This window comes from Polaribacter butkevichii, assembly GCF_038024105.1.
In the GTDB taxonomy this organism is placed as follows: domain Bacteria; phylum Bacteroidota; class Bacteroidia; order Flavobacteriales; family Flavobacteriaceae; genus Polaribacter; species Polaribacter butkevichii.
The window spans coordinates 1,694,975-1,709,699 of the sequence record NZ_CP150661.1 but is presented as its reverse complement, the minus strand read 5'-3'; the positions used below and the strand labels follow the sequence as shown (position 1 = coordinate 1,709,699).

General features: G+C 28.6%; 12 protein-coding genes. 6 read left to right on the top strand and 6 right to left on the bottom strand.

Annotated elements, in window-relative coordinates:
* The first annotated feature begins 46 nt into the window (after positions 1-46).
* Positions 47-1,399, top strand: coding sequence for a UDP-N-acetylmuramate--L-alanine ligase (locus WG951_RS07225; RefSeq protein ID WP_105050425.1), 1,353 nt, complete (start codon positions 47-49; stop codon positions 1,397-1,399).
* On the opposite strand, the gene WG951_RS07220 is transcribed toward WG951_RS07225, so the two are convergent.
* The 4 genes from WG951_RS07220 to trkA all read right to left on the bottom strand — a co-directional run bounded on the left by WG951_RS07220 (position 1,383) and on the right by trkA (position 6,580).
* Complete coding sequence (locus WG951_RS07220) at positions 1,383-2,495, bottom strand: nucleotidyltransferase domain-containing protein (RefSeq protein ID WP_105050426.1); 1,113 nt, start codon at positions 2,493-2,495, stop codon at positions 1,383-1,385. The two genes, WG951_RS07225 and WG951_RS07220, sit on opposite strands and share 17 nt — an antisense overlap.
* Positions 2,485-3,624, bottom strand: a complete 1,140-nt coding sequence (locus WG951_RS07215; protein WP_105050427.1) for a PqqD family protein — start codon at positions 3,622-3,624, stop codon at positions 2,485-2,487. Before WG951_RS07215 ends, WG951_RS07220 begins: the two co-directional genes overlap by 11 nt.
* Before the next feature lie 105 nt (positions 3,625-3,729).
* Positions 3,730-5,229, bottom strand: a complete 1,500-nt coding sequence (locus tag WG951_RS07210; protein ID WP_105050428.1) for a TrkH family potassium uptake protein — start codon at positions 5,227-5,229, stop codon at positions 3,730-3,732.
* A gap of 4 nt (positions 5,230-5,233) precedes the next feature.
* Entirely contained in the window at positions 5,234-6,580 is a 1,347-nt protein-coding gene (gene trkA, locus WG951_RS07205; RefSeq protein WP_105050429.1) for a Trk system potassium transporter TrkA, read from the bottom strand.
* A 239-nt stretch (positions 6,581-6,819) separates the two neighbouring features.
* On the opposite strand from trkA, the gene WG951_RS07200 reads away from it, so the two are divergent.
* From WG951_RS07200 to WG951_RS07185, 4 genes are all read left to right on the top strand, one after another.
* Positions 6,820-9,030: a tetratricopeptide repeat protein gene (locus WG951_RS07200; protein ID WP_105050430.1), complete on the top strand. Its 2,211-nt coding sequence runs from the start codon at positions 6,820-6,822 to the stop codon at positions 9,028-9,030.
* Between the two features lie 96 nt (positions 9,031-9,126).
* Positions 9,127-9,813: a RadC family protein gene (gene radC / locus WG951_RS07195; RefSeq protein ID WP_105050431.1), complete on the top strand. Its 687-nt coding sequence runs from the start codon at positions 9,127-9,129 to the stop codon at positions 9,811-9,813.
* Positions 9,814-9,891: 78 nt separating this feature from the next.
* The gene (locus tag WG951_RS07190) at positions 9,892-11,196 is read left to right on the top strand and encodes a polysaccharide deacetylase family protein (protein ID WP_105050432.1); all 1,305 of its coding nucleotides are present in this window, start codon (positions 9,892-9,894) and stop codon (positions 11,194-11,196) included.
* On the top strand, positions 11,196-12,086 hold the full coding sequence (locus WG951_RS07185) for a hypothetical protein (RefSeq protein ID WP_105050433.1): 891 nt from the start codon (positions 11,196-11,198) through the stop codon (positions 12,084-12,086). The genes WG951_RS07190 and WG951_RS07185 overlap by 1 nt, the downstream gene beginning before the upstream one ends.
* On the opposite strand, the gene WG951_RS07180 is transcribed toward WG951_RS07185, so the two are convergent.
* Together WG951_RS07180 and WG951_RS07175 are read right to left on the bottom strand one after the other, a co-directional pair.
* On the bottom strand, positions 12,029-12,658 hold the full coding sequence (locus tag WG951_RS07180) for an acyltransferase (protein ID WP_105050434.1): 630 nt from the start codon (positions 12,656-12,658) through the stop codon (positions 12,029-12,031). The genes WG951_RS07185 and WG951_RS07180 overlap by 58 nt on opposite strands.
* Positions 12,655-13,911 carry a lipopolysaccharide biosynthesis protein gene (locus tag WG951_RS07175; RefSeq protein WP_105050435.1) on the bottom strand — a complete coding sequence of 419 codons (1,257 nt, stop codon included), beginning with the start codon at positions 13,909-13,911 and terminating at the stop codon, positions 12,655-12,657. The genes WG951_RS07180 and WG951_RS07175 overlap by 4 nt, the downstream gene beginning before the upstream one ends.
* 28 nt (positions 13,912-13,939) lie before the next feature.
* On the opposite strand from WG951_RS07175, the gene WG951_RS07170 reads away from it, so the two are divergent.
* On the top strand, positions 13,940-14,626 hold the full coding sequence (locus tag WG951_RS07170) for a YjjG family noncanonical pyrimidine nucleotidase (RefSeq protein WP_105050436.1): 687 nt from the start codon (positions 13,940-13,942) through the stop codon (positions 14,624-14,626).
* Positions 14,627-14,725: the final 99 nt, after the last annotated feature.

Below are 14,725 nucleotides of genomic sequence, written 5' to 3'. Positions count from 1 at the left end.
ATATTGTGTAAAGCTTTTGTATTTTTACTTTTCTAAATTTTGTTCGATGAAAATTCATTTTATTGCTATTGGCGGAAGTGCCATGCACAACTTAGCAATTGCTTTACACCAAAAAGGATACCAAATTTCTGGTTCTGATGATACAATTCACAATCCTTCTAAATCTCGTTTAGAGAAATATGGATTATTGCCAGAAGAATTTGGATGGTTTCCAGAAAAAATAGCATCAGAATTAGATGCAATCATTTTAGGAATGCATGCCAAAAAAGACAATCCAGAATTATTAAAAGCCCAAGAATTAGGTTTAAAAATATATTCTTATCCGGAGTTTCTGTACGAACAATCTAAAGATAAAACGCGTGTTGTAATTGGTGGTTCTCACGGAAAAACTACTATAACTTCTATGGTTTTACATGTGTTAAATTATCATGAAAAAGAAGTAGATTACATGGTTGGTGCGCAATTAGATGGGTTTGAAACCATGGTACATTTAACAGAAGAAAACGATTTTATTGTTTTAGAAGGAGATGAATATTTGAGTTCACCTATAGACATGCGCCCTAAATTTCATTTGTACAAACCTAATATTGCGTTGTTAAGTGGTATTGCTTGGGATCACATTAATGTGTTTCCTACATTTGAAGGCTATGTAGAGCAGTTTAAAATATTTACAGACTCTATGGTAAACGGAGGAAGTATGGTGTATAATGAAGAGGACCCTATTGTAAAAGAAGTCGTAGAATCTTCAGAAAATCATATTAAGAAATATCCGTACACAACGCCTAAACATTTTATTGAAAACGGAATTACATATTTAGAAACAGAAGAGGGGAATTTACCTTTAGAAATTTTTGGAAAACACAATCTTCAGAATTTAGCAGGAGCAAAGTGGATTTGTCAACACATGGGTGTTGATGAAGATTATTTCTATGAAGCAATTGCTAGTTTTAGAGGAGCAAGCAAACGTTTAGAAAAGATAGTTGAAAATAACTCCACTGTTATTTTTAAAGATTTTGCACATTCACCAAGTAAAGTGGAAGCAACAACTAAAGCCGTTAAAGAACAATATGCCGAAAGAACTGTTTTGGCTTGTTTAGAATTGCACACGTATTCTAGTTTAAATGCAGAATTTTTAGCAGAATATAAAGGAGCATTAGATGCTGCTGATAAGGCGGTGGTTTTCTATTCACCACATGCCGTAAAAATTAAACAACTAGAAGAAGTTACAGCGCAACAAATAGCAAATGCTTTTGAAAGAGAGGACTTAGTTATTTATACAAATCCCTCTGAATTTAAAGACTTTTTATTCAATCAGAATTTAGAGAAAACAGCGGTTGTTTTAATGAGTTCTGGTAATTATGGAGGTTTAGATTTTGATGAAGTTAAGAGTTTGGTTTAGGCTTTTTTAGACCAAGTTGAATAAGTTTTTGGGTTTGCCATTTTTTATCAGTAACTCTATTTATTAACCAAGTTCTATATTCTTTGTCGAAAATAGATTTATAAATAATTGAAATTCTTTTTTTTATAAAAAGCTCTTTAGTTTTTATTTCGTTTTTAAAATTCCTTTTAGATTTATTGATCAAAAGCTTATTGAAAATTTTTAAATACTTATCAGTTTCTTGGTCTTTTATGTATTCTAATGAGTCTAAATAGCCAAACGTGGTATGGCAAATAGCTAAAAAACAGTTTAAAGGGGTTTTTAATGTATAAAATTTAAAAAAAGCATTTTTAGCAATTGTTTTTTTTGATAAAAGGAAAACGTCATAAGCATTTCTTAAAGCTATGTTTTTAAAATGAACTCCATCGTCATTAATTTGTTTTGCGATTATAGATAATGACAATTGATTCTCATAACTCATAACTTTAATAGTGTTAATTATTTGGCAGTCACTTTTTATAAAGTCATAGTTAAATTCATGAGCAAATTTTTCAATTAATAATTCTTTATGAATTTCAATAGCGGCAATTCTATTCTCTTTTTGTAACCTTGAATAATGTTTGAATTGAGGGAAATCATAATTATCTTCTATGACTTTAGAATATCCGTTTGTAGTCAAAAATTCAATAGCTTTCGAGTAATCTTCTTTAGAAAATATAAAATCAATATCACCTACCATCCTCTCTCCAATATCTTCATATAAACCTTCAAGTAGGTTTCCTGTACCTTTTAAAAAGATAGGTGTAATGTTATTCTTTAAAAGGAGCTCGTTAATTTCTTTAGCTTGATCAATAATTTGCTGATTTCTTTCTCTATTTAAGTCGGTAATATGAATCATATAATTCACCAACTCTTCAGGTATATAGTGAAGGAAGTTAGCTCTTTTTAGATTGCAATATAACGCAGGAAAAACAAAATGCCCTGTACTAACCTTTACAACAGAGTCCCAATCTGTGTTGCCTGATTTTAATTCTTTTTCAATTAAAACCTTATTTTTTTCTTCATGATTTATAGTTAAACACTTCGCTACAAAAAACAGCGTTTCTTTATAATTCATCATTAAATATTTTTGAAACTGTTTTAATCATTTCATCGTTTTTAGAATACGTTAAACGATAACAATTTAGAGAACTGAACCAATCTAAGAATATTTGGGCATTTTCTATTTTTGGTGAAATCCAAGAATCAGGAATTAATTGCTGAAACGCATCAATTTTAGAAATTTTTTCACAAACTAATTCAGCATCTTTTTTATACTTAATAAACACCAAATCATTACAGGGTAAATGATTAAAGTAATTGGTGTTATTGGGCTTTAAATAACGTACAATTTTATTTAATCTCTTAAAATTATATTCAGCTGTCGTTGCTAATTCTGGATAAATAGGAAGCAAGGTTTCTAGGCTGCTTTTTTTGATTGATATGGATGCAGGAAAACTATAAACCTCTTGTTTATCAACATCTATAGGTACAAAGTCATCAGCCAAACAAGTATAACCATTTGCTTGTAAAAGTGCCAAAGAAGTACTTTTTCCGTTACCGGAATCACCTAAAAAAAGAATTGATTTTTTTTCATTACTAACGGCAGATGCATGAAAAACTCCCATCCATTCATTTTCTTCCTTTTGATGAATTTTCTGAATAAATTGCATAGAAAATTTTCCTTGAAAATAGTGAATCTCATTTCGATTCCATGATCCTATTAATTCTTTATCAACAAGAAGAAAGATAAATCTATTATTTATAAACACGTCAAATTCATAGTCAAATTTGATGTTGTCATCAATAACTAAATGTGCAAATTTTGGATGTACAAAAGAAAGTTCAGTTTCACTTAAATATGATACTTTAAAAATAACGTTATTAACTTTGTAATACTTTATATAACCAAATGATTCTGGAGTTTTAAGGTCTCTATAATCGTGTATTATTTCAGATCTGTTATCTTTTTTTTGTTTGTAAAATTTTTCTTCTAAATCGAGTATAAAATCGATGGTTTTATCTGCAGGTACGGATAATTTTTTAGATAAAGCTTGAGCAATTTCGTCTACGGATTTGCCTTCACTTAATCGTTTTAAAATATCTGCTGTAGTGTTTTCTAAAATTAGATATTCATTATTGTTTTCAAACCAAACAATAGTTTTATCTTCGGCTGTTTTATATAAGAAATTTGATTGTTTTTTCATAAAGAATAAATGTAGCTATTTTATTATTTATATAAAATAAAAACGCCTCAAAATTGAGGCGAATAAATAAAAAATATTTTAGTAAATTTTTGTTAAGTAGCTGACTTAATTTTTTCTCCAAAAGAACGGAGTAAATAAAATAAGGACAGTAAAAAGTTCTAAACGCCCAATTAGCATTAAAAAAGAACAAAACCATTTTCCTGCATCAGATAAATGAGCATAACTATCAACAGGACTTACAGATCCTATTGCCGGACCAATATTCCCTAAAGAAGATGCTGCGGCACCTAAAGCAGACATAAAATCTAATCCCAAAAGGGTTAGTATTACAGAGGCTAAAATAAATATAAGCATGTAAATAATAAAAAAAGATAGGATGTTAAATACAATAGTATGTGGTACAGCTTTGCCGTCTAATCTTACGGGGATTATGGCATTTGGGTGTAAGGCTTTTTTAAACTCTAGAAAACTATTTTTAAGCATTACAATATGTCTTACTATTTTAATTCCTCCACTAGTTGAACCGGCAGAGCCACCTGTAAAAAATAACGCAAAGAAAATACCTGTGGCAAAGAAATTCCACATGGTAAAATCGGCACTTACAAAGCCCGTTGTAGTTACTACAGATATAACCATAAAAAGAGAATGTCTAATAGCGCTTTCTGCTTTACCAAAAACCATGGGATGAGTAATGGTTGTTTGTAAATTAGGGTCTTGAAAAAATATAATTATAAGTGCTATTATTGTAGAAACTCCTATAGTTCCCCAAAAATAATATTTAAACTCTTCGCTTTCAAAAACTTTCTTAATCTTCCCTTTTAATGCAAAGTAGGTTAGTACAAAATTTGTTCCTGCTACAAACATAAAAAAGATAATAATGTATTGTACCAGCGGTAAATTATTATAAAAGGCAACACTATTATTTTTTGTTGAAAAACCACCTGTACTCATCGTTGCCATTGCGTGGTTTATAGCATCAAACCAAGTCATACCTGCTACTTTTAATAAAAAGAATTGAGCAAATGTTAAAGTTATATATATTAAATACAAGCGCTTTGCTGTATCTGTAATTCTTGGATGCAATTTATCTGCAGAGGGTCCTGGAGCTTCTGCCATAAAAAGTTGCATTCCGCCAATACCTAAAAGAGGAAGAATGGCAATGGTAAGAACAATGATTCCCATACCACCAATCCAATGCGTTGCACTGCGCCAAAATAAAATTCCTTTTGGCATGGCTTCTATATCTGTTAAGATAGATGATCCGGTGGTAGAATAGCCAGAAATTGTTTCAAAAAATGCATCTGCAATACTGGGTATTGCACCAGAGAATAAGTAAGGTAACATACCTGTAAAAGAAAGAATCAACCATCCAAGGGTTACAATTAAGTAGCCTTCTTTTTTATGAATATTTGTAGTTTTAGGCTTGTTTAAAAAGTAAAGTAGAAGTCCAATTGTTACTGTAGCAATTCCTGCATTTAAAATTCCCCATTTTGCATGTTCATGATGATAAACGCTAAAAGGATATGCAATAAACATAAAGCAACCATTTAGAATTGCAGTGATACCTAAAAAGCGAAATATTATTTTGGTATTTAAAGATCCCATACTGTTATTTAAATAATCTTTCTACACCACTTATTGCTTCGGGTAAACAAAATACAATTACTTTATCACCAATTTGAAACTGTACATTTCCTGTTGGCATAATTGCTTTTTCGTTTCTAATTAATCCACCAAAAACAGCTTCTCTAGGAAAACGTAAATCTTTAATAGGGTGTTCTGCTACTTTAGCGCCTTTTTGAACCTCAAATTCAAAAACTTCTGCATCTACATTATGTAAATTGGCTAAATCTAAAATTTCACCTTTTCTAATATGTCTAAAAATATTACTCGCAGCAAGTAGTTTTTTATTAATTAAGGACTGAATACCAATGGTTTGAGAAATATCAATATAATCCATATTTTCAACCAAAGCCACTGTTTTTTTTACTCCTTTAGATTTTGCCACTAAACAAGACATAATATTGGTTTCAGAATTTCCTGTAACAGCAATAAAAGCATCTGTTTCTCTAATATTTTCTTCTTCTAATAATTCTAAATCTCTACCATCACCATTAATAACTAGTGTATCACTTAGTTGCTCTGCTAATAATTCTGCTTTATCTTTTTTCTTTTCAATTAATTTTACTCTAAAGTTATCTTTACAAAGTTTTCTAGCAGTTTTTTCTCCAATACTACCACCTCCAAGAATCATTACATTTTTAATATTGAGTCGTTTCTTACCGGTTATAGGGTAAAGGTCTTTCATGCTATAGTTAGGAACACAGAAATATACTTGATCTCCTATTTCATATACCGTATTCCCTCTTGGAATAATGGTTTGAGATTCACCTTGTCTTTTAATGGCAATTGTAATAAAATCTACATCAGCAAACTTTTGTTTTGCTTCTTTTACTGTTAGATCTACAATGGGTGATTTGTAAGTTAATGGCGTTCCTAGAACATTAAAAATTCCGCTTTCAAATGCAACTGTATCATTAAAAGAAGATTGGTTTAGCAGCATTTTTATTTCATTAGCCGCTAATTCTTGCGGAGAAATCATAAAATCTAGACCAAATTTGGTAAAATCTACTTCGCAATTATTTAAAAACTCTGGATTATCTATTCGTGCAATTGTCTTTTTGACTCCTAAAGATTTTCCTATTACAGATATTGTGAAATTGGTATTCTGACTATCTGTTACAGCAATTAATAAATCTGCAGAATCGATACCTATTTCTTTTAATAACTTAATGGAAGTAGCATCTCCTTTTTTAGTAATTACATCTAAATGACTATTTAGATAATCTAATTTTGCACCATCAAAATCTATGATATAGGTGTCTTGAGATTCGTAGGAAAGAAGTTTAGCTAAGTGGAAACCTACGTCTCCTGCACCAGCTATGATAATTTTCATATGTTAAATATAGCGATAATTGGCAAAGATAGAAAGAGTTTTGCTGTAAATGAGAAAATTAATAAAGTTTTCAATTTTATTAAGGATTAAAAAAAATATTTATTTCTATAAAAAAATGATAATTATCTTTTTTTTTGGCAAATAGAAACTTTAGTTTTACTGTTATAATATCTAAAATATCTTTCGTGAAATTAAGGCACATTTACCCACCTGTTTTTTTAAAAATAAGTTTATTTTTTATGTATTCAATTTTTATACTTGCTATTATTTCTTGTGATAAAAAGGTAGAATATAAAGAAGTTGAAAAGGATAAAGGCGTTTTTCTTTCCGGTGAAATGATTCCAGATAGCCATTTTTTAGGAGATCAAAAATGTAAAGAATGCCATCAGGATCAATTTGATAAATGGAAAGGTTCTGACCATGACAAGGCTATGGATCTGGCCGATAGTGTTTCTGTTTTAGGTGATTTTAACAATAAAAAATTTACAAGTCAGGGCGTAACATCTCATTTTTATAAAAAAGGAAAAGATTTTTATGTAAATACAGAAGGTAGAGATGGAAAATATCACGATTATAAAATTATTTACACTTTTGGGGTAACACCTTTACAGCAATATATTGTTCAATTTCCTAACGGTCATTATCAATGTTTAAGAACCGCTTGGGATTCTGTTAAAAATAAATGGTTCGATTTATATCCAGATTTTAAAGTAGTGCATTCAGAATGGTTGCATTGGTCTAGAGGTGGTTTAAATTGGAATAATATGTGTTCTGATTGCCATTCTACCAATGTTCGTAAAAATTATGATCAAAAAACAGATAGTTACAATACTAAATTTGCAATTATCAATGTAAATTGTGAAGCCTGTCATGGCCCAGGGAAACAACATGTTTCTGATGTAGAGAAGCTTGGCGAAAAATATGTTGCAAGTGGAACTTTTCAAATGACAACAGATACTGCACCTAGAGAATTGGTAGATGAATGTGCTCGATGCCACATGAGAAGAGAGCAGTTTTCTGAGTTTTTTAATTTTGAAGGTACTGTTTTGGATCATTATTATCCACAACTTTTAGAAGAAAGGCTGTACCAAGCAGACGGACAAATTTTAGATGAAGATTATGTGTATGGTTCTTTTTTACAAAGTAAAATGTATCAAAATGATGTTACTTGTACCAATTGCCATGATGCACATACATTAAAATTAAAGTTTGATGGAAATAAATTGTGTGCCCAATGCCATGTTCCAGAAAAGTTTGATACACCAGAACATCACTTTCATCAACCAAATACAGAGGGGGCAAAATGTATAAATTGTCATATGCCAGGTAGATTTTATATGGGGAATGATTTTAGAAGAGATCATAGTTTTAGAATTCCAAGACCAGATTTAAGTGTAAAATACGGTACTCCAAATGCTTGTGCAGGTTGTCATAAAGATAAAGATGATGTTTGGGCAGCAAAAAGCTTTAAAAAACTATTTGGAGAAGTAGATTCTATTCATTTTTCAGAAAAGTTAGCGCCAGGAATTACCATGCAACCTAATGGACATGTAGGATTAATTGAATTGATGCATGATAAACATCAACCTGAAATTGTAAGAGCATCAGCAACAAAAGTGCTTTCAAATTATAATGCACAAAATTTTGTACAAGATTATATTTCTCTTCTAAATGATGATTCTGCTTTAGTAAGAGGAGCAAGTGTAGATGTTTTAAGTAGTATGAATACAACAGACTATACGTCTTATTTTTTACCGTTATTAGAAGATCCTAAAAGAAGTATTCGAATAAAAACTTTTTATGGATTAGGAGGTGTTGCTGAAACTGATATTCCTGAAGTTTACAAAGAAAGTTATGCAAAAGTAAAGAAAGAGTTTTATCTACATTTAAAAACAAATGCAGATTTTGTAGGCGCAAGGATGAAAAAAGGAGATTATTATTTAAAACAAGGAAACATAACAAAAGCAATAGAAAGTTTTGAAAGTGCCTTGGCTATTGATAATATTAACAATCAAATTCGTTTAAATTTAGCAACCTTATATTATAATAATAAAGAATATAAAAAAGCAGAAGAAGCATTTACAACTGTTATTGAACAAGAACCTACTTATGGACCTGTTTATTATTCATTAGCTCTAATGTATGCAGAGTTAAATAGAGTAGACGAAGCCATTGTTCAACTAAAAAAAGCAATGAAAATAATGCCAGAAAATATTCGTGTTTATTATAATTTGGGGTTATTGTATGATAAAAAACAAGATTATAAAAACGGTGAAAAAACATTGATTTCTGGTCTTAAAGTAGAAGCTACAAATGAAGGTTTATTGTATGCGTTAGCTTATTTATATTCTAAATCTAATCAAAAAGAAAAAGCAAAAAATATTGTTAAGAGATTAATTGAATTGTACCCAAACAACCAACAGTATCCAAATTTCTTAAATCAATTATAATTACACTAAGATGGTTTAGGGTATTAAACGTTAAAGCACTCTAAGATGCCTAAAAGTTAAGTTAATTTCATTTTTGTATTTTTATAAAAAAAGAAAATGGAAAAGTTAACTATTAAATATTGGGCTTTAGATGATCGGCCAAGAGAAAAACTGTTAGCAAAAGGAAAGTCTGTACTTTCTGATGCAGAATTAATAGCTATTCTTATTGGTTCTGGCAATAGACAAGAAAGTGCCGTTGCATTATCAAAAAGAATTTTACAATCTGTTGATGGAAACATTAATGAGTTAGCAAAACTAACTGTAGAAAAACTGACTACGTTTAAAGGTATTGGAGAAGCCAAGGCAATTGCTATTATTACTGCTTTAGAGTTAGGAAAAAGAAGACAGTTAGAAATAGCTTTAGAGAAACCAAAGATTACTTGTAGTAAAGATGGTTTTAGTTTAATGCAACCCGTTATTGGAGATTTAGAACACGAAGAATTTTGGGTGCTGTTTTTAAATAATTCTAACAAAGTTTTGACAAAAAGCCAGATAAGTAAAGGTGGTTTAACCGCTACAGTGGTAGATGTAAGGTTATTGTTTAAGAGAGCGTTAGAATTGGCGTCTGTGGCAATGATTGTATGTCATAATCATCCGTCAGGAAAATTACAACCTAGTAATGCTGATAAGCAACTTACTCAAAAAATAAAAGAAGCCGGAAACACTTTAGATATAAAATTGTTAGATCATTTAATAATTACCGAAAAAGCGTATTTTAGCTTTGCAGATGAAGGGCAATTGTAGTCCTTAGTCTTGAGTTGGTAGAATTTAGTTAATAGTTTACTGAATATTGCCAACTTAGTACTGCTAACTAAACAAAAAATGATATTAATTTATACACATAAAATAACACCAAGAGTTCGTTATATTTTTAAGCATATTCTTACAAGAACTTTATTAATTCCCGTAGATTTTACTTCTAAAATAGAAGAATTTGTAGCTTTTAATGGTCCAAAAATGAGCTATACAAAAACACCTTTAGGAAATGAGTTTTTTGTTAAAAGCAACAGCTTGTTATTTGAACAAGGAGTAAATGATATGGAAATTTCTATTCAAAAATGGGATGAAGTTCCTTGTTTCTTTAAAACTGGGCCAAAATCTTCTATTCCGTTTGATGTTTTTGCAGCTAGTTTTTATTTAGTTTCTAGATACGAAGAATATTTGCCACACGTTAAAGATGTTCATGGGCGTTATACAGCAGATCAAAGTTTGGCGTATAAATATCGATTTTTAGAAAAGCCAGTAGTAGATATTTGGGCGTATAAACTGTTAGACGCCTTAAAAGAAAAATTTCCAGACTATGCTTATAAAGAAAGAAAATATGAGTTTATCTCTACAGTAGATATAGACAATGCTTATGCATATAAGTATAAAAGTTTAGTAAGAAGTGTAGGAGGTTTTTTTAATGATTTAGTACAATTTAAGCTATTTAATGTTTGGAATCGTTTTGCGGTTACCTTTAATCTTAAAAGAGATCCTTTTGATACTTTTCAGCGAATTTTAAAAATTAGAAAAGAACAAAATATTAAAACTATTTTTTTCTTTTTAATTGGAGATTATACAACTTTTGATACCAACGTTTCTGCTTCAAAAAGGAAATATAGATTACTCATAAAAGAAATGGTAGATTATGCTAAAGTAGGTTTGCATCCGTCTTATTTTACGTTGAATAATGCTTCTTTATTAAAAAAAGAGAAGCTTAGATTAGAAGAAATAATCAATTCTCCAATTCAAAGATCTAGACAACATTATTTGCGTATAAGTTTACCCGAAACCTATCAGAATTTAATAGACTTAGAAGTAGAAGAAGATTATTCTATGGGCTATGCAAGCAATGTAGGTTTTAGAGCAAGTACTTGTACACCATTCTATTTCTATGATTTAGATTTTGAAATTCAGACACCTTTAAAGGTTTTTCCTTTTGCTTTAATGGATACTACTTTAAATGATTATATGAAACTAACACCCAAACAATCTTTGGGTAGAATTAGAGACATTAAAAATGAAGTAAAAGCCGTTAACGGAACTTTTATCACTTTATTTCATAATGAGAGTTTAAGTGATTATTTACGATGGAAAGGTTGGAAAAGATTGTATGAATCTATGATTAAAATAGCCGTTTCATAATGATCCGGTATATTAAAAGAAAGAATTTAGATGTTCTTAAGTATGACAACTGTATTGAGAGTTCTTTACAATCTAGAGTGTATGCTTTTTCATGGTATTTAGATATTGTTGCCGAAAATTGGGATGTTATAGTTGTAGATGATTATGATGCTGTAATGCCAATTCCTTGGAAAAAGAAATATTTCCTTAAATACGTAGCACAACCTTTTTTTTGTCAACAATTGGGTATCTTTTCTAAAGGAAATATTTCTAGAGAGCTACAAGAAAAAATGTTGAAAAACATTCCTAAGAAGTTTGTGAAAGTTTCTATAAACTTTAATTCATGTAATGTATTGAATGATAAAGTGAAATTAAATAACAATTACCTTTTAAAAATTGAAAACTTATACGAAGACAATTATAAGAAGTTTAATAAAAATAGAAAAAGAGATTTAAAGAAAGCTAGATTATCAAACTTAACTTTTGAAGAAAATTTAGCAGCAAAAGAATTTTATGATTTTTATTTATTAAATGATAAAAATTACAGTAATTATATTTCAATGAAAGAAGTTCTTCAAAATATTTTAACGTTAAAAACGGATGGAGTAAGATGTTTTGGTATTAGAAGTGAACAAAAATTAATTGCATGTGTTTTACTACTAGATGATGGTAAAAGAATTACTTATTTAGTACCTGTTAGTAATCATTTAGGGAAAAAAAATGGAGCGGCTACTTTGCTTATTTCAGAAATAATAAAAAAATATAAAGACAAAGATTATTTTTTAGATTTTGAAGGGTCTATGATTAGTGGTGTAGCTAAATTTTATGAAAGTTTTGGGTCAGAAAAAGAGAATTATAGTGTTTTCTCTAAAAGTGTTTTTTTTAGCTTATTTGGTATCTTTTTATTGTAATTTATTTTTATTAACGATTCGTTATAAGGTAGGTTTTCTTTTATAACTTTACATGGGTTTCCTACGGCTATTGAATTTGATGGAATATTTTTAGAAACAATAGAACCTGCTCCAATGATTACATTATTTCCAATATTTACATTAGATAGTATAACACTATTTGCACCAATAAAAACATTGTTTCCAATAACTATTGGTGGTGTTTTTGTGTGTTTAGAGTGATTTGTATGTGAATGATTAGCAGAAATAACTTTAGAACCAGTTCCAAAACCTACATTATTACCAATAATTATTCCATTGTTAGCTTGTATGTATACATTTGGGTTGTCTCCAGGATCACATAAAATGCCTTTTTTAATATTTTCTGCGGCTAAAATTTTTGATGTAAAATGAACAGGCCAATTTGCTTTTGGGTTTAATCTAAATAATTTTTGTGGAATCCAAAAATGAAAAAAAAGAAGGTAATATTTTTGATAACCATATTTAGGTCTATAGTATCCTGGATATAAAAAGTTTATTAAATGTCCAAAGATTAAAAAATCTAACTTTTCAAAGAATGATATTTTTTTCATATAATTGATTGTTTTTTTATGGTTTTTAAAAAGTAAAAAGCAAGAGTTAAATAACCTATTCCACCTAAAAAGGAAAGTATATAAATAGTATATGTTAAATCATTTTTAACAAAACCAATATAAAAAGCTATGATATTTACTATTAAAAGGTATATATTAAAAAGTAAACTTATATTGTTTTTATCTAAAACAACCATAATATTACTAATAGGACTAAAAGAAGATCTGCATAAAACTAAAAAAGATAAAATCAAAAAATATAATCTTAAATTTATCCAACTTTCGGTTAAAAGGATTTCTAATATATAGATTCCAACCGTGTTTATTAGTACTAAAAAGACAAACATTATTAACACATTAAAAGTTATAATCTTTTTTGTAGCTAAAAAAAGTTCCTTTTTAGAAGTTTGCATTAGACTTGTTGCTTTTTCAAAATATACCGTAGATATTGAAGATGATATAATAAAAAGTGGCATTGTTAATATTTTTTGACTAAAAAAATAAACACCAGCATCTTGTAAACTAAAAAAAGCATAAATAAATAAAGGAATTGATTGTGATGCTAGATTATTTATAAATCGGGAGGGCAGCAAATAGGTTAAAATAGATTTGTTTTTTGTAATATTCTCTTTAACAATATTAAAATCGATTATTTTAAAATAAACTCTGTTCTTAAAACTATAATATAGAGTAACAATAAATATAGAAATAAACGAGCTGTAAACTAATCCATAAATTTTAAATTTCACATAAAAAGTAAATTGAAAAAAAACATTTATTAAAACTAAAAGTATTTTAGAAAAAGAAATTGGTGAGAATTTTTTATAACTGGTTAAGAAAAATTCATGCGTTTTATTATAACTAAGAAAAATAGAACTTAAAATAGCTAGTATTAAAATACTATTTTCTATTTTTTTATCAAAAAAAAACACATAAAAAGGTAGTAGAATTACTGTTCCAATTATGGCTATTATAGGTATCAGTAGAAAAAGAAAATTAAACCAATGATTACGAGTTAATCGGTCTCTACAAATAACAATATAATTATCTAACTGTAAAGAATTAAAAATAGAGGCTATCGAAGAAAGACTTATAAAAACACTTAAAACACCATAGGCTTCACTACCATATATTTTAGCAATAAAAATAGAGCTGATTGCTGCAATAATTTGTGCAATTAAGGTTCCTTTAAACATTACAAAAATGTTTTTCACAAAAATAGATAAAGGTTTTTTGTTTATTTTTGGTGTCAATTAAAAAGTTTTTTCAAATATAATGTAAATGAAAAATATACAACATGTCTTTTTTGATTTAGATCATACTTTATGGGATTTTGAGAAAAATTCGGACCTAGCGTTTCAGAAAGTTTTTATCAAACACAGTATCTCTTTAAGTTTAGAAGACTTTTTAACTGTTTATAAGCCTTTAAATTTTAATTATTGGAAATTATATAGAGAAGAAAAGGTAACTAAAGAGCAACTAAGATATGGTAGATTAAAAGACAGCTTTGAAGCCTTAGATTATAGAATTTCAGATGATTTAATAAATGAAATTGCTGTTAATTATTTAGAATTTTTACCTGACTTTAATTATCTTTTTGATGGTACTTTCGAAATTTTAGAATATTTAAAAAGTAAATATCAATTACATATTATTACAAACGGTTTTGAAGAGGTACAAACTCAAAAAATGTTGAGCTCTAATATTCATCACTATTTTGATAAAATAATTACCTCAGAATCTGTAGGAGTTAAAAAACCAAATCCAAAAGTTTTTAATTATGCTTTAGACCTTGCAAAGGCAGATAAAGGTAACTCTATTATGATTGGCGATAATTTAGAAGCAGATATAGAAGGGGCTATAAATGTGGGGATGCGAGCAATCTATTGTAATTTTGAAAATAATACATCAAGTAATAGTTCTGTTACATCTGTTACTTCTCTTATAGAAATAAAAGAATACCTTTAAATTTAAATAATTTGTGGATTCAATTATAAAAAAGTTAATTGTTGTATAATAATTGATAATATTACTCAATTTAACGATATTGCGTTTACAAATAATATT